Below are 18,741 nucleotides of genomic sequence, written 5' to 3'. Positions count from 1 at the left end.
TACGAGTCGGTCGAAAGTCAGGCCGGGACGTGGGCGTCGGCCCAGGCGTTGTAACCGCCCAGCAGATCCGAGACGTCCTCGAATCCCTGAGCGCGCAGCAGCGACGCCGCCACGCTCGAGCGCCATCCTCCGGCGCAGTGCATCACGATAGGTTTACCGGTCGGCACCTGGTCGAGGCGAGTTCGCAACTGCGCCAGCGGGATCGGGATCGCTCCCGGTATCGTGCCGAAGTCGCGCTCACCCGGGTTGCGAATGTCGATGAGCGTCACCTCGTCCGCGGCGAGCATCACATCGAGCTGCTCGACCGTGGTGCGCGGTGCCGTCTCGACCAATGTCGCCAGCTCGGCTGGAAACGCACCGTCACTGCCGATTCTGAGGTATCCGGTCACGTTGTCGGATCCGATTCGGGCCAACCGCAGTGCTGCCTCCTGCTCTTCGCCCGGATAGGCGATCAGCACGATGCGACCACCGACCTCCGCGACCATGCCGCCGGTCTCGGCGAAGCGACCGTCGAACCCCACGTTGATCGATCCGCGCAGATGACCGGCAGCGAAATCGTCCACACTTCGTGCGTCGAGCACTCGTGTGCCGGAAACCAGCTCGACCCTCACGGCCTCGGGTGTCAGCGCAGGGATGATGCGGCCAGGAGACAGCAGTGGGTGCACCTGCTTGTTCATGGCTGCGTCGGCGGAGAAGTACGACGGCGCCGCCGGTTGGCCGTCGGTGACGAGCACAACGAAGGCGTCCTCGGTCATCGGCTGCACCGACGGGTTGCTCGCGCGCTGCTCACCGATGGTGGAGGTGAGCTCGGTGGAGAGGTTCTTTCCACACGACGAGCCGGCACCGTGAGCGGGCATGACGATGACGTCGTCGGGCAGCGTCAGCAGCTTGTCGTGGATCGTCGAATACATCGCACGGGCCAGGTCCGTGGTCGAGCCGTCCCCGAGATTCACCAGGTCCGGTCGTCCGACATCGCCGATGAAGAGGGAGTCACCGGTGAGCACGGCCGTAGGGGTGGCCCCGGGATGCTCGCGAACCAGCACCGAGATCGACTCCCAGGTGTGACCGGGAGTGGACAGGATCTCGAGTTCGACGTCGCCGAGGGACAACCGCTCCCCGTCGCGCAGTCGGCGGATCGGATAGTCGGTCTCGGCAGCCTCGCCGAAGCCGATCCAGGCACCGGTCGCGTCGACCAGTTCGAGGTGGCCCGAGACGAAGTCCGCGTGGAAGTGAGTGTTGACGACCCCTTCGATGACGAGTCCGTACTTCTCGGCGTCGTCGAGATACTCCGCGATGTCGCGACGCGGATCGACGACGATCGCGCGTCCCGTCCTCTGATCTCCGATCAGATACGAAGCGTGGGAAAGACATTCGAGGTAGTACTGCTCGAGGATCATGGGTTCCTCCGTCTGAGACGTCTCCGGGCGAGTTTCGCGAGGTGGTAGACACAGTGTGCAATACCCCCTAGGGTATGTCAAGTACCCCCTGGGGTATACCGTGGCACCATAGATTGGAGTGAACACACGATGACATTGGGGCTGGCGCTCGGATTCGGCGCTGTGATCGGAATTCTCCTCGGCCTACTCGGTGGAGGCGGATCCATTCTTGCGGTCCCGGTGTTGGTGTTCGCCCTTGGCCTCGGCGTGGAGGAAGCGATCCCCGTCTCGCTGATCGTCGTCGGCACCGCCTCGGCGGTGGGAGTGATACCGAAGCTGCGAGCCCGCCGCGTCGAATGGCGACTGGCGGCGGTGTTCGCTGCGACCGGCATTCCAGCGACCTTCGCCGGCAGCGCACTCGGCCGGCTGCTTCCCGAGAGGATCCTGCTGCTCGGCTTCGCCGCCGTGATGGTTGCCGCAGGAGCCCGGATGCTCGCCGAGCGAGGAGATACAGGAACAGCCTGCAAGACATCGGCATCGGGCATCAACTGGAGACACTGCGCTCCACGTTCGATTCCGGCAGGCCTTGCTGTCGGATTCATGACCGGGCTGTTCGGCGTCGGAGGCGGTTTCCTCATCATTCCGGTGCTGGTGCTGATGCTCGGGATAGAGATGTCGGTCGCGGTCGGCACCTCGTTGGTCATCATCGTCGCCAACTCCGTCGCCGGTCTGTTCTCACATCTGAGCGGCACGACCATCGACTGGTCGATCACCCTTGCGTTCGCAGGCACCGCAATTGTCGGCTCCCTCCTGGCCGCGCACTTCGGAACCCGGGTCGATACCGCACGGCTGCAACGCCTGTTCGCCTACCTGGTGTTCGCAGTGGCCGGGTACGTCGTCATCGACGCGGCCTTCCTGAGCTGATCTCGCTATTGTCCGGCCCCATGTCGGGCCGGAACTGTGGGTCGAAAGGCCCTATATCGCACGAGCCGCGCCGGGCACCCTCGAGGCAGGAGCACCCCTTCTCCACGACCGCGAGGGAGCCGATCTTCATGACCATCACCGACGCAGGACCGACCACCCGGCTGGTGAACGACGAACTGAGATCGATCGCGTCCACGCTCGCCGCGAGGTTCCCCAATCTGAGCCACGCGGTCGTCGCGGCCGCGATTCGCCGCACCCTGCCGCCCATGGCAGAGCGATCATGGTGAGCGCGGAGCCGCGACCCCAGCCCACACGAACCCCGGTCGCTCCCGGCTTCTGGGCGAAGAAAGACTGGGGTGACATCGTCGTCGCGCTCGACGGCACCCCGACGTCCCGCGACGCACTGTCCTGGGCAGCGGGTCTGGCCTCGGTCACCGGGGCACGCATTCGGCTCGTGCACGCACTCACACCCCGCGAATCGACCCGGTCGTTGGAGCGACTGCACGGTCGACGCCTTCTTCGATCGGCTCGCCGTGAACTCGTCGGTCTCGATCCCCGCATCGCAATCGATTCCATTCTGACGGACGACCCGATCGCCCCCGTTCTCGGCGCGCTGTCGCACACCGCCGACCTGATTGTCATCGGAGGCCGTGAATCGGGTCCGATCCGTGATGTCCTGTTCGGCCGCAACGCAACTCGTATCGTTGCAGAATCGATGTGCCCCGTCCTGGTGTGGCGCCCCCAGCACGCAGACCTCACGCCGACCTCTCCGGTTGTCGTCGGCGTGGATCACTCGGACTCCTGCACCCGGGCGATCGAGGCGGCCTTCTGGTTCGCCGACGCGCTCGAAGTCCCCCTCACCGCGCTGCACGTCGGATCGCCCCACAGTCGGCCCGTCACGAACGACATCGAGCTGCAACAGATCCGAGGGCTGGAGTGGCTGGAAGGTCGCGTCGATGCTGCTGCGTCCGCGCATTCCACCGTAGACGTGCATCTGCACCTGCTCGACGCATCGGCGCAGCACGAGCTACGACGCGCATCGGCTACCGCACACCTTCTCGTGATCGGCAGCCGCACCCACGGACCACGGACGGGTCCGCGTACCGGGTCGGTCGGACAGTCTCTCGTGCACGCATCGTGCTGTCCGATTCTCGTGGTGCGTTGAGCCCTCGATCAGCCGACGACCCCCGCCTCATCGGGACCTTGTGCCCTTACGGATCCACTGCTCGACGCCGGACACTCGTAGGAGACGAATGCACTTCGGGTGGGAGTAGGTGGCGGCCATGTTCTCGAAACTCGCGCACCGATCGTGGCGACACAGTCCATGGATTTCCAATCCACTGATGCGGCTACCGGGCAGGATCGAACGAGCGGCAGTCGCCGTCGGGATCGCGGTGCTTCTGTTGCTCATCCCTGTGGCAGCGACGATCGGTTCGGTGACCTACAGCGACCTGTCGCTGCGCTCGCAACAGCAACGCGCAGACTATGTTCGAGTCGACGCCCGTGTCATCGACGCCACGAAATCCGCTCGGTCCGATACCGACGGCGTCACGACCGTGGCCGGTACCGCGACCGTGCAGTGGAGCGCGCCGGACGGCTCGCTGCGCTCCGGGGCAACCGACGTACCGTCGGCATTGCGGGTCGATGACACGACTCCGATCTGGCGTGATGCGGACGGGAATCTGGTGCGCGCTCCCGACACTGCTGCCGGTGCCGTCGTCAACGGAGCTGCCACGGCCGTGTTCGTATGGTTCCTCGGTGCCCTCGTCATCGGCGGTCTGGTCTACCTCACCACCAAAGCCGGCGAACGTTCACGAATGCGGCAGTGGGACAGAGATTGGCAACACTTTCTACAGGCCCGCGACCATCGCTCGCGGTAGCGCCGTCGAAGCCCGGCGACGCGGCCGGTCACCACGAGGAGGGCCGAGCGTCCTCGAAAAAAGGGCCTTTGTGCCGATGGCACATCGCGTGTGTAGTCGTACGCTCAGGACTGTCGTCCTTGCACTCGTCGACACGAAGCTCCCACGTTCGAGGAGGCGATGACATGATCGGTATCGGCACCGAATTCTGTTCCGGCAGTGCGGACTACGAGCGTGCGCTCATGTGCAGCCCGTTGGCTGCACAATTACGCGTGGTCGATCTTCGAATACAGGTGATGATGGACGAGCAGGGCGCGCTGCACCCTCGCGACCTCGTGGCGTCGGCACTGCCGTCGAGTCGACGACCCATTCTGAACTCGGCTTGACGTCGGAGCGGGCGTATGACCTTCGAGACGCTCGCCCTGTGTGCCGCAGTGGGATTGCTCGGCCCACTGCTGGCGCTTCCGCGCGGGCTTCGGATACCCGTCGTCGTCGGCGAACTCGTCGCCGGAATTGCTCTCGGCCACACAGGCTTCGGCATCGTCGACCCCAGCGAGCAGACGCTGAGCTTCCTGGCGCAGGTGGGGTTTGCGCTCGTCATGTTCGTGGCCGGCAGTCAGATACCGATTCGCGACCCGCGACTGCGCATCGGTCTCGGGGTCGGTACTGCGCGGGCGGTGACCGTCGGGCTGCTGGCAACCGTGCTCGGCTGGGCCGTCTCCGCCGCGTTCGATCCACCTCACCTCGGCCTGTACGCGGTGTTGATGGCATCGTCCTCGGCCGCTGTCATCATGCCGATCGTCGAGTTCACCACGATGACCGCACCCGGTCTGATGGCCCTCCTGCCGCAGATCGCGCTGGCGGACGCGGTCTGTATCGTCGCGCTGCCTCTCGTGATCGATCCACGGCAGGCCGGTCCCGCCGCACTCGGATCGGCGACGGTCCTGATCGCCGCCGCCGTGATCTTTGTCGTCCTGCGCCACTTCGACGCCTCGGGACTGCGCCGTCGCGTGCATCATGTGTCTGCCCAACGCAAACTCGCGCTCGAACTGCGCCTCAACCTGATTCTGTTGTTCGCCCTCGCGGCCCTCGCGGTCCACACCCATGCATCGGTGATGCTGGCCGGCTTCGGCTTCGGGCTGGCCGTCGCTGCCATCGGAGAACCGCGACGCCTTGCGAAACAACTGTTCGCCATCACCGAAGGTTTCCTGGGGCCACTGTATTTCGTCTGGCTCGGCGCATCCCTCGATCTGCGCGCCCTCGGCAGTCACCCGAACATGATCGCGCTGGGACTCGTGTTGGGGTTCGGAGCCATCGCCGCGCACGGTGCGATGCGTCTGACGGGCCAGCCCGCCGGGCTCGGGATACTCGCGGCAGCCCAGATGGGTGTTCCGGTCTCGGCCGTGACACTCGGCACGCAGAGCGGCGTGCTGGCTCCCGGTGAGGGCCCCGCCATCGTGCTCGGCGCACTGGTGACCATCGCGGCGGCGGCCGCAGCATCGCGGGTCGCCGCTCGTCGTCCGGCCTGACCCCGGCGGGCCCGGGGCGGCGCAAGGCATTTGGGTGTTTCGAGTTGATCCGGACGGGGAACAAAGGTCGTGGAACGATCGGCACGACGCGAAACGGATCACGACGATGACGGATGACCAGGTCTGGCGCCTCAAGGGTGCGTGCATCGAAGACATGGATGCCTACGACTCGCAGCAACTTCCTCGACACGGTCGCAAGCGCGCAGAAAAGGCATGGCGCCTGTGCGCCGACTGCCCGGTGTTGCGTAACTGCGCCGAGCAGACGGCTCGCGATATCGAGTCGGGTCGCATTCCGGTCGGCGTGGTCGTCGCCGGTGCCGCCTATCACGACAATGCGAGTAACGGCCGCCGCACGGACGCATACCGCACACTCGAATTTCTCATCGGGCGCCCACTGTCCAATCCTGCCGCCTGATCACGGAACAATAACGGATCGCTACGAAAAAGGTCACGCCAACAGCTCTGTTCGACGCGTCTTCGGCGCGTCTTCCCGGGTCTGACCTGCGTCGGAACAAGACGCGCAACAATGTCTGCATGACCGCAGCGAACGGAACCCACTCGGGGCTGCCGGACGACGTTCAGAGGGCACTCTCGCAGCGAGCACCGATAGAACAGGCCAAGGGAATGTTGATGGCAATACATCGCATCAGCGCCGACGCGGCATTCGGACTGCTCGTCGACCGATCGCAAGGCACCAATCGTAAGCTTCGCGACATCGCACAGGAACTGGTGGACCGGGCCTCGACCGAGCGGTGATGTGTCAGGCGACCCCGTGCGCTGTGTGTTCAACGCACGGGGCCTGAGCAATGCGGCAGTCCGGACTACTTCATTACCTGCTGTGCCGTATGCCCTACCATGGCTGCCCGAAACATCCGTTCCGGGAACGCGGTCATCGGTGGGTCAAAAACGCGCGAGAATTGCACGCGCACAACGCACTACGGTCGCGCGGTCGTACGACATCACGTAATCGAACTCGCGATCGGCGTCGACCTCCCCGCGGTGCAGATCGATCGCTGCGAGCACTCCGCAGAAGTGCGGTCCGAGCACCACGACGTTCCACTCCTCCACGAGCGGATCCGTCGGATCGAGGGGCGCATGCATGATGCCACCCTCTTGCACGTAACCCATGCCCACGCCGTACACGCCGGCGTACGAGATCTGCTCGGCCATCGAGACCCAACGCCCACGGGTGGTCGAGGTGAAGTGCTCCGCCCGCTGAAAAGTGCCGAGTACCAACGTTTCCGGCCCCGCTGCGGCAGCCTGCATCTCGAGGGACGTACTCATCGCCACCAGCAGACGCTTGGTGCTGCGGGTGGCCGTCTTACCGTCGGACGCGATGGCGTACGGCGATGCCGCGGCGACAGCAGGTGTGCTCCAGGTCGGGAACGGGGGCATCACCTCGGCAGCGTCGGCAGGAAGCTCCTCGGTCGTCTCCGCCGCCGGATACAACTCGCCCACCCCGTAGGTCGCTCCGAGTCCGAGTGCGCGGGTGCGATGCAATGCGGTGTCGACTCCGCTTGCCACCACCACCGCGCCGGTGCGTTCCACCTGAGCCGAGACGGCGTGGGCGGTGCGTGCGGTGGCCAGATCGGGGCGTCGGGACACCATCGACCCGGCGAGGATGATCACGTCGGGTTCGATCAGCGGCAGCAGAGTCATCGACTGCGGCCGACGGCCGACATCGTCGACGGCCACCACCTTGCCGTCGCGCCTGGCCTTGTCGATCGCGGCGAGGGTGCGGGCCGGACTGTCCACGAGTGCCGCTTCGGTGACGACCACGATGTCGCGGCGCAATTGTTCTTCGGTGGCGGAATCGAGCGCGGCAAGAGAGTCGACGTCCATGGAGACGAGCATCGGCAACCGCACAGACTGGTTGATTCGAGCCACTCCCCACGCGAGCGCGTCGAGTTCACGCTTGGCGTCCATTGCTCTGGCCGCGCGCTTGAGCGCGTCGGCCGACGCGAGCGGACCGTTCTCGGGGCCCCGCAACTGAACTTCGATCGCTGCGAGCGCGCCGTTGTCCAGCCGACAGACCGGGGCGAAATACGGATGCACCGTCAGCTCTCCCGTGTCCGTGTCGACTGCAGATCCTGCTTCGGCCAGCGCGAACGTCACACCCACAGTTTGACACGAAAAAACGACCCCCGTCACGCGGGGGCTCATCCGTTTTCAAACCTGTGGAGCATGCTTTTCTTCGCTTCCCTCATGGTCGGTGTCGGAGATGTCATCGACGCAGTCGGAACTATCTCGTTTCGGTAACGTTGTATAACGCGTTGGTAACGGCGTCGCGCGAGAGCGGGCACGCGGAATCGGGAGCCCTTCGCGGCCCCGAAATCGGGCCGAAAGCCGAAGTTGCAGTGCGCTTTCGAGACTTCCGCCGAATTTCATTACCACTGCATACAACAAACATACCGACCGGATTGTGACTTCTCACAGACTTGCCGTAAAGCAATTTCTGCAGAAGTTTCGTCGACCTAACGTCCCTCCCGGCTGCCGGAACACCGGCACCGTCGGACCCTCGCGGGGGTCCGGAGCCGTTCTGGACTTGGAGGTTCGATCGATGACGCTCAACCCGCCGACCCGCTCTCGCACGCTCGCCGCCGCCGTGGCCGCTGTTGCCATCGCCGGAGCGACAGTCGGTGCCGCCAACGCCGGCGCCGCAACAATCTCCCCGGCAAGCACCGCTTTCACGGCACCCGGCACGATCGTCGTGAGCACGCCGGCTTCGTTCGGGGTGCCCGTGAGTTGTTCCATCTCACTGTCCGGCACCACCAGTGCCGACGGTTCCTCGGCATCGATCACCGACGCCAAGATCAGCGGTTCGAACCGTCTGTGCGGCCTGCCCCAGCTGAAGAACCTGCCCTGGACTCTGACCCCCACCAGCGCCACCACCGGTGAGGTGTCCAACGTGGGCTTCTCGTTGGTCGGTTACAACTGCGGGCCCGCCACGCTGGCCGGGTCCTTCGACAACATGACCAACACGCTCACCGCGACCGACCAGCCGATGTCCGGCAACTGCACCGTCAACAGCCTTTCGGTCCAGCCCGACCCCGCCTTCACCCTGTCCTGACTCCTCCCGTCCCACCTCGTTCCGCATCAACCATTCTCGAGAAGGAGACCACGTGAAGATTCGCAACAAGACTGTCGTCACGATGACGGCATTGGCGTCGAGCATCGCCTTGGGCACGCTCGTCGCCGCCCCGGCGAACGCTGCCGACACGCTCCCGATCACGTTCCAGGCCGACACGACGACGATCATCGCCAAGACCGGTCAGCCGGTGGTGTTTCCCACCACCGACCTCGCCACGGACGTCGATCTGGTCAACGGCACGGTGACCGGAACACTTGCACTCCCACAGGCGTCGGCCGACCTGAAACTCGGACCCGCGACGCTGGCGAACTTCACGATCTCGATCGTCGACGCGACGCCGGTGTCCGGCACCATCGTCCGCGGCGGACCGGACGAGGCACCGACGTTGGACCTCGACGTCGCACAGAGCTTCAAGATTCGCATCGATTCGGTGAAGCCGTTGGGCATCGACACCGGATCGGCCGGATCGGCCGCGGTCGACCTGATCCCTGCGGGTAGCAACTGCGTCACCGCCGAGACCACCGCCAACCTCTCCGGTTCGCTCGATGCGATCGACCTGATTCAGAACAACCAGGCCGATGCACACGTGAAGGGCACGTACACGATTCCGCAGTTCCAGAACTGTGGCGCGTTCACGTCGGTGCTGAACGCGATCATCGCCGGTCCGGGCAACACTCTCGACGTGCACCTGACCGATCCGGTCTTCGACGTCGGCACCCGGTCCGCGATTGCGGCAGAGGTGGCATAGCGGTTCGCACCTCGATCGGCGGCGTCGACCGGTTCCCTTGCGGAACCCGGTCGACGCCGTCGTTCACTGCCGTTCGTCGACCGGATGGATGGACGGCTCCTCGTGTTGGTACACCGTGACGCGGTTGCCGCCGATCCGCTTGGCCCGGTACATCGCTCGATCGGCTCGGCCGAGCAGCACATCGACGTCCCCGACGATGTCCCGTGCCTCGACAACAGTGTGGGCGACGCCTATCGATGCCGTCAGAGGGGACCGGTCGGTCGCGTCGCACAGGCGGATTCGCAATTCCTCGGATCGATCGATCACCGAGTCGACGCCGTCGAGGCAGACGATCGCGAATTCTTCGCCTCCGAGTCGAACCGTCACGGCCGGTGCCGGGAAGACATCGAGAATGCGGCTCGCGGTGAGACGAATGACCGTGTCTCCGTACTCGTGGCCGAATCGATCGTTGACGGCCTTGAAGTTGTCGATGTCGATCACCACGGCGGCCACCGTCGTGTCGATCCCGGATCGAAGGTCGAGGTTGCCGATCGCCGCGTCGAATCCCCGGCGGTTCTGCAGTCCGGTGAGCGGGTCGTAGAACGCGCCGGTGGCGTCGCGGCGCAACAGCATCAGGAAGGAGTGACAGATCAGCGGCGCCGAGAACATCACCAGGATCAGCATCACCAGGTAGAGATTGGTCTGCAGCCGCTGCGCCGGGTCGCCGACCATGGCCGAGACGTAGAGGGCCGCAACGGTGACGAAGGCGAAGAGGTGATGCGCGGTGAACAACTTGGGGCCGTGGAAGCCCACGACGTAGCTGCCCATCACCGTGAACAGCGCCGCCATCGGCAGCATCTCGGACGGCTCGTCGATGGTGAGGAGCACTGCGGCGAGCACGATGTCGGCGTAAAGCACGAATGCGATCGACATGCGCCAGCTCGGCCAACCGCCGATCAGCCAGGCCAACCCCAGCGGAGGAGTCGTGACGATGGTCGACCACAGCGCCCATTGCCCCGGGCCGCTGTCTCCGAGACCCGGGATCGTCAGGGCGATCACCGCAGCAGCCGCGTAGACGAAGCAGAAGATCCCGATGAGGATCCTGGTGACGTGCAGCGCTTGCTGGGACCGTGCATACGCAACGTTCCACCCGTAGTCGACCGGGAGCGACCACCATTGGCGAAGACTGTTCACAGGTCTCGAGCAGCTTTCCTAGTGTCACGACGTGGATGGACAAGTCAACCACAGACGAAACCACCTGGTCCGCAAAGTGGAAAACCTGCGCCTATCCCCGCATACCGTCGGCCAACTCGAACACTCGGCCCGCATAGGTCACCATGAACGCATCGAGGGCTTGCTGCGACAGTTCGGGACATCCGGCTCTGCGAAAGAAATGCTCCAGATCCACCAGCCGATCCCCCAGTCCGACGCGTTGTCGATCCAGAGCCTCGAGCTCGACGACCAACGCCTTCAGTTCCTCGACCTTGCGCAGCACGTCGTCCATCGGATCACCGTCCACCTCACTGGGCCTTCCACGATTGGGCGGCGGAGCCGGGCTTCCCTCCCAACTCCGCCGAGCACGACTCTACGCTTTATCGAACACATGTGCGAGTCCGCGAGACAGTTCGGCCTCGGTTTGTACCACCTATCCTGTGCACAATCCGAGAAAGTGACCTACAGTCTGTGACATGCTCCAGAAAAGGGGTCCGAACGGGGTTCGGCCGCCAGGCTCAACCGATCCAATTCACTTGGCGCTCTTAGCAATCCTCACGATTGCTGTGATCGCCCTCGTCATCGTCGCGGTCCAACAGGGCCGCCTCTGAGCGCGCACCTCGGCGTTCACTATCGACTCCGATCGGCGGTATTCCGCGTCCTGGACACGGTTCCGAACGTTCAGGCCCGCGCATCCGGCACGACGGCGGTTACGTCTTTCGAACTCCGACCGCTCCGGCAACCTCGGCCGCCATCTCGGCAGCCGTGCTCGCGGTGGGGTGCACGCCGTCGAAGGTGGCTCCGGGTCGATCGAGCAGTGGCGCGAATTCTGCGACGGGTATGCCGCGCTCGGCGGCCAGTGCTCGAATCTCGCCGTTCAGGTCGTCGGCACTGACCTTGCGCGACGACGGCACCGTGGCGATCACGACCGTGTCGACGTCGCGTGCCCGGTCCAGGATCGTGCGCAGGTTGTCGATGATCCGGGGTAGCGGAACCGACCGGGCGAGGTCGTTGGTGCCGCCGTTGACAACGAGGATGTCCGGGTTCGCTGCCAGTGCGTCGTCGGTTCGGGCGAGGATCTGCGTCGTCGTCGCGCCGTTGATTCCCAGGTTGCCACCGTCGGCCGCGGGAGCGTCGTCCCCGCACACGAGGTACGAATACCACGCCGTGTTGCCGTGAATTCCCCAGTCGACGCGTGAATTACCCTGCGCCATCGAGTCTCCCAGCGTCACCAACCGTGGGCCGGTGTCGTTGACGCTCCACCCGAAGCAGTGCGCGTTGCGGACCGTGAGCGCCGGCTTCTTCAGTGGTCCTGCCACGAGCGCGGCGGCGAGCGCCAACCCGAGTGCACCGGCGATCCACAGTCGAGTTCTTCGCACGCCGGGGATTTTGCCTCATGGGCGACGGTGCATCAGTTGCAGGCGGGGAAATCCACCTCGGTCGGTGCCGGAACCGACTGCGGCTGCACCGGTGCCTGCGCCTCACCTGCAACGGTCGGTTCGACGAGGTTGTACTCGATGGTCTTGGTCTGTCCCGGCTCGATGACGACGGGCACGTAGAACACCGGATGGCCCCGTTCGGCAGCAGTCAGCAGAAACAGAGGGGTTCCGTTGATGGTGGCATCGGTCAACGTTGCGCCCTGAGTTGCGTACAGCGCCACCACCGATCGGTTGGTTCCCGGAGGTCCGTCGTATCGGGTCGATTCGTTCTGCCTGCCGGCGATGTAGGTGGTGTAGTCCTGCTGCGGAGCGTTGTTGGTGATCTCGGCGACGACGCGGGTGGTCCGCGTCGGGCCGTCGCAGGACTGTGCGGAGTAGGTGACCTTGCGCTGCAGGTAGTAGTCGAGTTTGCCGCCAGCACCGTTGTTCACCACCACCGCGGCGTACGGGTCGGGGCTCTCGGGAACTTCGTGGCCGATCTTGGTCGGTCCCAGGATCGATTGCAGAGCCGGGTCGGCGCTCCACACGGCGATGTGGCCTTCACTGGTCGCTTTGCCGAGTGCTTCGAGCAGCGCGCTGGGAGATCCGATGTTGCCCTGCATCTTTGCGACCACGCGGGCTGCGATGTCCTGCAGGTACGCCTTGCGCGCGGTGTTGTCGTCCTCGAAGCGGAAGTACGCATCGGACTGCGTGATCTGGACGACGTTCGATCCGTCGATCACCTCACCGTCGCCCATCGTGATGGGGCCGACGACGTCGAGGATGTAGCCGAGGGCAACGGGATCGGTGGCCAGAGCGCCGTCGACACGTTCGCCAGTTTCCTGCTCCCACATCGACTGCCAGATCTGCCCCGCGTACGGGAAGTGCGGACTGACGTTGCTGTTCTGCCAATTCTGAGTGGGCTGAAAGCGACTCTCGTAGAAGTTGAAGAAGTCCGGACCGAGATCGATCGGGTCGTAGGGAATTCGGAGCTCGGCATTGCTGGCCAGCGAGTCGACCGCGACCTTGCCGTCGACGGCACGCACGATGCCGAGTCCGCCTATCAGGCCACCGGTTCCGCGAGATTCCGACAGCGTCTGGAAGGCCATGAAGTAGCTGCGTGGGCCGTCGGCCCCGAGCATCGCGGGGAGCACTTTCGCGGCGATGTCGGTGTTGGTCAACAGTGTCGTCAGCTCGTGCGTCTGATCCTGCAACTGAATTCGAGCGTCGCCGATCTGCGCGACGAACGTCGGCTCTTCGATCGCCTGGGATTGTGCGTTGAGCACGTCGGCCGCGGCGGACGCCTGAGACAGCGCGGGCGAGGCGTCGCGCAGGGCGGCGATGTCGATGGCACCGTCGGGTCCCCGGAGCTGACTCGGATCGAGTGTGGCCCCCACCTCGACCGACGGCGTCAGCACATCCACGGTCAGCCCGTTGACGACGTCGGTGATCTGCGAGACGACATCCAGCGGTTGACCCACGTACGGAATCGCTGCGGCTGCCTTCCAGATCAGCGAATCGGTGGCGTCCTTCGCGTGGGTCGAGGTACGCACCGCGTCGTCCACGGAGGTCTCGGCCTTCTGCGTATCCCCCGCCAGCAGTGCGGTTTTCGCCGACTGGGCGTAGTCGCGAGCCTGCTCGAGGTAGGTGTACGCGGTGTTGGCGGTGTAGGCGAGCCAGGCACCGAGTCCGAGCGCTACGACGACGAACACACCGAAACCGAGCAGGATGCGTCGACCGGTTCTCTTCTTGGAACGACGACGCCTGCTGCGACTACGAGAGCTGCGATGGTCGCCGTACGGGTAGTCGTTGTCGTAGCTCATGGCTGGATGGGTGCCCTTTCGTTGCGGCTAAGACTACAAACGACGTCCTCTCACCGCGACACGACTCTCGGGCAGGCTGCGCCGGTGTTGCACCGGCGCAGCCGTTCGACGTCAGGATCCGATGAGTGCACTCACTGCAGTGCTGCCGCTCTCGGCGCTTCCGCTGCCGATGAGCCCGAGGATGACGTCGACGATGATCTTGGCGATGAATGCGTCCATAACTACTCCTGTTGTGAAGTACCCCCGACGGGATACAGACGGACCTGCGAGCGCTGCGGCCGTTTGTGACCGGCCACAACGAGTCGGAAGGTAGCAGCTGGATCTGTCCGAACGGTGGTGCTGTGGGCGCAGCCACAGTCCCAGACATTGTTTGTACAAATTTCTGATTTTGTACAACAGCCTGACAAATCTTGTGTATTGTCCAATCCACAGTGATCGGCCTTACACGAGGAGTGACGATGACCGCATCGAATGTCGACGACCAGGCGCAGGCCCCGGTCGACGCGTGGCACGACCGCAAGCGATACCTCTGGCTGATGGGCCTGATTCCGCCGACGGCGGTGTTCCTGGCGACCGGCCTGGTGTGGGCTTTCAATCAGCTCGGCTGGAACGCAGTGGCTCCGGTCTGGTGGTGGATCGGCGCGCTGCTGGTCTACGGATTGCTCCCGATTCTCGATCGGTTCTTCGGGCCCGACGGGGACAACCCTCCCGACGAGGCGATGAAGGCACTCGAGGAAGACAAGTACTACCGCTACTGCACCTACGCCTACATTCCGTTCCAGCTCGCCAGTCTGGTGTTCGCCTGCTACCTCTGGTCGGCGAACAACCTGTCGTGGCTCGGCATCGACGGCGGGCTCGGCCTGATCTCGAAGATCGGTCTCGCCATCAGCATCGGCGTGATGGGCGGCGTCGGCATCAACACTGCACACGAGCTCGGCCACAAGAAGGACAGCCTGGAGCGCTGGCTGTCGAAAATCACTCTGGCACAGACCTTCTACGGCCACTTCTACATCGAGCACAACCGCGGCCACCATGTCCGCGTCGCCACCCCCGAGGATCCGGCGAGCTCGAAGTTCGGCGAGAGCTTCTGGGCCTTCCTCCCCCGCAGCGTCTGGGGCAGCCTGAAGTCGTCGTGGGAGCTGGAGAAGACGCGCATGGAGCGATTGGGCAAGAGCACGTGGAGCATTCAGAACGACGTACTCAACGCCTGGCTGATGTCCGTCGTCCTCTACGCGGCGCTGGTCGCAGTGTTCGGTCCGATCGTGCTGCCGTTCCTGGTGATTCAGGCCATCTACGGATTCTCGCTGCTCGAGACGGTCAACTACCTCGAGCACTACGGCCTGCAGCGTCAGAAGAAGGAGAACGGCCGCTACGAGCGCTGCACTCCCGAGCACAGCTGGAACTCCGATCACATCGTCACCAACATCTTCCTGTATCACCTTCAGCGACACAGTGATCACCATGCCAACCCCACCCGCCGCTACCAGACCCTGCGCAGCATGGACGGTGCGCCCAATCTGCCGAGTGGATACGCGAGCATGATTTCGCTGGCGTACTTCCCGCCGGTGTGGCGCAAGGTGATGGACCACCGCGTTCTCGATCACTACGACGGTGACATCACGAAGGTCAACATCCAGCCGTCCAAGCGAGAGAAGATCCTCGCCGCACACGGAGCCAAGTGATGGCCGCCTTCGAGTGCCCGGTGTGCGAGTTCGTCTACGACGAGACCAACGGCGCTCCACGCGAGGGCTTTCCGGCCGGCACCGCATGGTCCGAGGTACCCGACGACTGGCCGTGCCCCGACTGCGGTGTCCGCGAGAAAATCGACTTCAGGAGTAAGGCATGAAGCTCTACCGCTGCGTTCAATGTGGATTCGAGTACGACGAGGAACTGGGCTGGCCCGAGGACGGGATCGAGCCGGGCACGCGCTGGGACGACATCCCCGACGACTGGTCGTGCCCCGATTGTGGTGCTGCCAAGGCCGATTTCGAGATGGTCGAGGTCGAGCGCGGGTGACTGCTCGGCAACCCGCTGACGTCGTGATCGTCGGCACCGGCGCCACCGGGTACACCGCCGCCAAAGTGCTACGCGCCGAGGGCTTCACGGGATCCATCACGCAGATCGGAAGCGAGCAGGAGGCCACCTACCGTCGCCCGGCGGTCTCCAAGGAGCTGCTGCTGGGCACCAAATCGGTCGATCAGGTCCGGTTGGGTGCAGCCATCGAGGGTGTCGACGTCCGGACGGGCGTCACAGCTGTCGCCATCACCGACTCAGCCGTGCTGCTCGACGACGGTGACTCGGTCCCGTACGACGCCTTGCTGTTGGCAACGGGTTCTCGGGCTCGGCAACTCGATCTGCCGGGTACTGCGCACGTGTTCACCCTGCGCACCTCCGCCGATGTCGCACCACTGCATGCCGACATCCTCCGCACCGGATCGCTGCTGGTGATCGGCGGCGGATTGATCGGATGCGAGGCGGCTGCGGCTGCGGCTGCGCGGTCGCTCGGGGCCGAGGTGACGGTGCTGGAGGCAGCATCGGCTCCGCTGAGTCGCATCGCTCCGGCGGAGATCTCGCAGATGTACCGAGACCTACACGCAGACAACGGTATAACGATGCACACCGACGTCACCGTGACGAGTCTCGACAAGCAGAACGACGGCACCCTTCGTGCCGTCGCACAGGACGGACGCAGTTGGTCGGCCGGCACCGTCCTGGTGTCGGCAGGTTCGGTACCCAATGTCGAGCTGGCAGCCGAACACGGCCTCGACATTCGTTCCGGAGTCCTGGTCGACGCGGAGATGCGTACCTCGACACCGAACATCTACGCCGCGGGCGACGTCGCGGAGGTCCCCAACACGATTCTCGGCGGCACCTATCGGAGTGAGCACTGGAACGGTGCCGTCGATCAGGCAACTCGGGCGGCACGGTCCATTCTCGGTCTCGATGTCGGCAATCTCGATGTGCCGTGGGGGTGGTCGACTCAGCACGGCGTCAACCTGCAGTTCGCTGGGTGGACCGGCGTCGACGACGAGTACGTCGTGGTTCGCGGCACCATCGCCGACCGCCGCTTCACGGCATGTGCGCTGCGTGACGAGAAGCTCGTCGGGGCCATCGGCGTGGGTTTCCCGAAGGACATCAGGCAGATCAGATCCCTCATCGCGAGCGGAGACCCCATCGATCGGGATCTCCTCGGAGAGGATTGGCTGGATCAACCCCATGCGGTCGTTCGATAGAGTCGTGTTCATGCCCGCAGCCGAACAGACGTCGACCCCCGGTCGATACCGTGAAGCCGCGTCCACTCTTGCGCGCGATACCGCGCTCGATGCGTTGCGCGAGTTGTTGCACGAGCGCAACTGGCGCAACGTCACGATGAGTCACATCGCGAAGGCGGCAGGCCTGAGCAGACAGAGCCTGTACAACGAGTTCGGTTCACGACGCGGCGTCGCACAGGGCTACGCCATCAGATTGACGGACATATTCGTCGACCTGTGCGAAACCGCGCTGTACGAGCATCCCGACGATGCCGGCGCTGCCCTGCGCCAGGGTTTCTCGTCGTTCTTCCAGCTGAGCGCACTGGATCCTCTCGTGCGATCACTGCACGGTGGCGACGCCCCCGAGGATCTGCTCCGCCTGATCACCACCGACAGTGCCGTACTGATCGAGCGCGCGGGAGACCGACTCGCGAACACCTTCCAACGCGGATGGGTCGGTGCGAGCCCACGGCAGGCAGACGTCATCAGCAGGGCGATCGTGCGTCTGGCATTGAGCTACATCCCCGAGCCCCCGCACGACATTGCGGCTGCTGCAGATGATTTTGCGCTGCTGCTGACGCCGTTCGTCGATTCGATCACCTCAGGCCGGACCTGAGCCAACCGGCACCCTCAGACGTCGGCCGGTGCGAGCACGATGTCGAAGTCGGCTCTGGCCCAGGTCTTGTCGCCGACGTCGCGACCGTCCGGAGTCGGTGTTCCCGACGGCTGCTCGACGAAGTCCTTGATCAGGGATTCCTTCACTCCGAACACGGTGTCGCTGCCCAGCAGTTCGTCGCCGCTGACGAAGATGTGTGTCACCAACGTGCGCATCCCCGGTGCCGTCACCATGAAGTGCAGGTGCGATGCCCGCATCGGTGAGCGACCGGTCGCGGTGAGCATTCGTCCGACCGGCCCGTCGTGCGGAATCGGATACGGAGTCGGAGTCAGCGCCCAGAATCGATAGTTCCCGTCGTCGTCGCTGTAGAGATGCGCTCGACCGCCGACGCGTGCGTCGTCGTACTGAACGTCGTAGAACCCGTCCTCGTCGGCTTCCCAGATTTCGAGGCGCGCTCCGGGGATCGGTGTGCCTGCGGTGTCGCGCACGGTTCCCTCGACCCAGCACGGTTGTCCTGCAGCACCTCCCGATGCATCACCACCGTTCTCGATACGCGGCGCGTCGTCGACGAAGAACGGGCCGAACACGGTCGCCTCGGTCGCGTCCTCGTAGGCGGGGTTGTTCACGTTGATCGTCTGCATCGACGCCCCGAGGACGTCGGAGAGCAGAATGAACTCCTGACGGCGGTCGTCGGTGATGTGACCGACCTCGGTCAGGAAGCCGATGGCGGTGTTCCATTCCTGTTCGGTCAGTCGCACATCGCGGATGAACCCGTGCAGGTGGTGCACCAGCGAGGTCATCACCTGCTTCAACCGGGGGTCGGTGCAGTCGTCGAACGATCGAAGTACGTTCTCCACCAACCGCTCTTCGACGGCATCCTGCGCTTGTCCGGTCATGGTCTGCTCGGTCATGGTC

Annotated in this window: 22 protein-coding genes; 15 read left to right on the top strand and 7 right to left on the bottom strand. The window is 64.6% G+C overall.

From position 1 onward, the window contains the following. Window positions 1-17: 17 nt before the first annotated feature. A complete protein-coding gene (locus CH271_RS08735) occupies window positions 18-1,397 on the bottom strand; it encodes a rhodanese-like domain-containing protein (protein WP_094633404.1) in 1,380 nt (459 codons plus the stop codon). A 129-nt stretch (window positions 1,398-1,526) separates the two neighbouring features. Here CH271_RS08735 and CH271_RS08730 point away from each other — a divergent pair, with 129 nt between their 5' ends. The 8 genes from CH271_RS08730 to CH271_RS08700 all read left to right on the top strand — a co-directional run bounded on the left by CH271_RS08730 (window position 1,527) and on the right by CH271_RS08700 (window position 6,444). Continuing rightward, a complete protein-coding gene (locus CH271_RS08730) occupies window positions 1,527-2,300 on the top strand; it encodes a sulfite exporter TauE/SafE family protein (protein WP_037193931.1) in 774 nt (257 codons plus the stop codon). Between the two features lie 128 nt (window positions 2,301-2,428). Next, window positions 2,429-2,587, top strand: a complete 159-nt coding sequence (locus CH271_RS28760) for a hypothetical protein (protein WP_170945769.1) — start codon at window positions 2,429-2,431, stop codon at window positions 2,585-2,587. Further along, window positions 2,581-3,465 (top strand): universal stress protein, encoded by an 885-nt coding sequence (locus CH271_RS08725; RefSeq protein WP_094633403.1) that lies wholly within the window; start codon window positions 2,581-2,583, stop codon window positions 3,463-3,465. The genes CH271_RS28760 and CH271_RS08725 overlap by 7 nt, the downstream gene beginning before the upstream one ends. 118 nt (window positions 3,466-3,583) lie before the next feature. After that, on the top strand, window positions 3,584-4,180 hold the full coding sequence (locus tag CH271_RS08720) for an Rv1733c family protein (protein WP_143546026.1): 597 nt from the start codon (window positions 3,584-3,586) through the stop codon (window positions 4,178-4,180). Window positions 4,181-4,344: 164 nt separating this feature from the next. Further along, window positions 4,345-4,545 (top strand): hypothetical protein, encoded by a 201-nt coding sequence (locus tag CH271_RS08715; RefSeq protein WP_094633401.1) that lies wholly within the window; start codon window positions 4,345-4,347, stop codon window positions 4,543-4,545. A gap of 15 nt (window positions 4,546-4,560) precedes the next feature. After that, a complete protein-coding gene (locus CH271_RS08710) occupies window positions 4,561-5,688 on the top strand; it encodes a cation:proton antiporter (RefSeq protein ID WP_094633400.1) in 1,128 nt (375 codons plus the stop codon). Window positions 5,689-5,794: 106 nt separating this feature from the next. Beyond that, a complete protein-coding gene (locus CH271_RS08705) occupies window positions 5,795-6,103 on the top strand; it encodes a WhiB family transcriptional regulator (protein WP_037193923.1) in 309 nt (102 codons plus the stop codon). Window positions 6,104-6,222: 119 nt separating this feature from the next. Beyond that, on the top strand, window positions 6,223-6,444 hold the full coding sequence (locus tag CH271_RS08700) for an ANTAR domain-containing protein (RefSeq protein WP_094633399.1): 222 nt from the start codon (window positions 6,223-6,225) through the stop codon (window positions 6,442-6,444). A 144-nt stretch (window positions 6,445-6,588) separates the two neighbouring features. Here the strand turns inward: CH271_RS08700 and CH271_RS08695 are convergent, their stop codons facing one another. Continuing rightward, complete coding sequence (locus CH271_RS08695; RefSeq protein WP_037194187.1) at window positions 6,589-7,803, bottom strand: EAL domain-containing protein; 1,215 nt, start codon at window positions 7,801-7,803, stop codon at window positions 6,589-6,591. A gap of 445 nt (window positions 7,804-8,248) precedes the next feature. Between CH271_RS08695 and praA the strand changes: the two genes are divergently transcribed. Together praA and CH271_RS08685 are read left to right on the top strand one after the other, a co-directional pair. After that, window positions 8,249-8,758 (top strand): alkane oxidation protein activator PraA, encoded by a 510-nt coding sequence (gene praA, locus CH271_RS08690; RefSeq protein WP_094633398.1) that lies wholly within the window; start codon window positions 8,249-8,251, stop codon window positions 8,756-8,758. Between the two features lie 52 nt (window positions 8,759-8,810). Continuing rightward, window positions 8,811-9,527: a hypothetical protein gene (locus CH271_RS08685; RefSeq protein WP_037193916.1), complete on the top strand. Its 717-nt coding sequence runs from the start codon at window positions 8,811-8,813 to the stop codon at window positions 9,525-9,527. A 63-nt stretch (window positions 9,528-9,590) separates the two neighbouring features. Here CH271_RS08685 and CH271_RS08680 read toward each other — a convergent pair whose 3' ends face one another. The 4 genes from CH271_RS08680 to CH271_RS08665 form a co-directional block, all read right to left on the bottom strand. Beyond that, window positions 9,591-10,700, bottom strand: a complete 1,110-nt coding sequence (locus CH271_RS08680) for a GGDEF domain-containing protein (RefSeq protein ID WP_094633397.1) — start codon at window positions 10,698-10,700, stop codon at window positions 9,591-9,593. 91 nt (window positions 10,701-10,791) lie between these two features. Beyond that, a complete protein-coding gene (locus tag CH271_RS08675) occupies window positions 10,792-11,010 on the bottom strand; it encodes a hypothetical protein (RefSeq protein WP_037194183.1) in 219 nt (72 codons plus the stop codon). A gap of 418 nt (window positions 11,011-11,428) precedes the next feature. Further along, complete coding sequence (locus CH271_RS08670) at window positions 11,429-12,097, bottom strand: SGNH/GDSL hydrolase family protein (RefSeq protein ID WP_179274704.1); 669 nt, start codon at window positions 12,095-12,097, stop codon at window positions 11,429-11,431. Window positions 12,098-12,129: 32 nt separating this feature from the next. Beyond that, a complete protein-coding gene (locus CH271_RS08665) occupies window positions 12,130-13,959 on the bottom strand; it encodes a DUF4012 domain-containing protein (RefSeq protein WP_094633395.1) in 1,830 nt (609 codons plus the stop codon). Window positions 13,960-14,417: 458 nt separating this feature from the next. Between CH271_RS08665 and CH271_RS08660 the strand changes: the two genes are divergently transcribed. From CH271_RS08660 to CH271_RS08640, 5 genes are read left to right on the top strand one after another with little or no spacing between them, the layout of a single operon-like run. Beyond that, the gene (locus CH271_RS08660; RefSeq protein WP_094633394.1) at window positions 14,418-15,641 is read left to right on the top strand and encodes an alkane 1-monooxygenase; all 1,224 of its coding nucleotides are present in this window, start codon (window positions 14,418-14,420) and stop codon (window positions 15,639-15,641) included. Further along, entirely contained in the window at window positions 15,641-15,805 is a 165-nt protein-coding gene (locus CH271_RS08655) for a rubredoxin (RefSeq protein WP_037193905.1), read from the top strand. Before CH271_RS08660 ends, CH271_RS08655 begins: the two co-directional genes overlap by 1 nt. Beyond that, window positions 15,802-15,975 (top strand): rubredoxin, encoded by a 174-nt coding sequence (locus CH271_RS08650; RefSeq protein ID WP_027495558.1) that lies wholly within the window; start codon window positions 15,802-15,804, stop codon window positions 15,973-15,975. Before CH271_RS08655 ends, CH271_RS08650 begins: the two co-directional genes overlap by 4 nt. After that, window positions 15,972-17,192 carry an NAD(P)/FAD-dependent oxidoreductase gene (locus CH271_RS08645; protein WP_094633393.1) on the top strand — a complete coding sequence of 407 codons (1,221 nt, stop codon included), beginning with the start codon at window positions 15,972-15,974 and terminating at the stop codon, window positions 17,190-17,192. The genes CH271_RS08650 and CH271_RS08645 overlap by 4 nt, the downstream gene beginning before the upstream one ends. A gap of 10 nt (window positions 17,193-17,202) precedes the next feature. Further along, window positions 17,203-17,826, top strand: coding sequence for a TetR/AcrR family transcriptional regulator (locus CH271_RS08640; RefSeq protein WP_037193901.1), 624 nt, complete (start codon window positions 17,203-17,205; stop codon window positions 17,824-17,826). A gap of 14 nt (window positions 17,827-17,840) precedes the next feature. Here the strand turns inward: CH271_RS08640 and CH271_RS08635 are convergent, their stop codons facing one another. Beyond that, window positions 17,841-18,737 (bottom strand): dioxygenase family protein, encoded by an 897-nt coding sequence (locus CH271_RS08635; protein WP_037193899.1) that lies wholly within the window; start codon window positions 18,735-18,737, stop codon window positions 17,841-17,843. Window positions 18,738-18,741: the final 4 nt, after the last annotated feature.

It is taken from the genome of Rhodococcus sp. 05-340-2, assembly GCF_002258915.1.
Lineage (GTDB): Bacteria > Actinomycetota > Actinomycetes > Mycobacteriales > Mycobacteriaceae > Rhodococcoides.
Note: the sequence above shows the minus strand (reverse complement) of the source record. Positions and strands in the feature narration are given on the sequence as shown.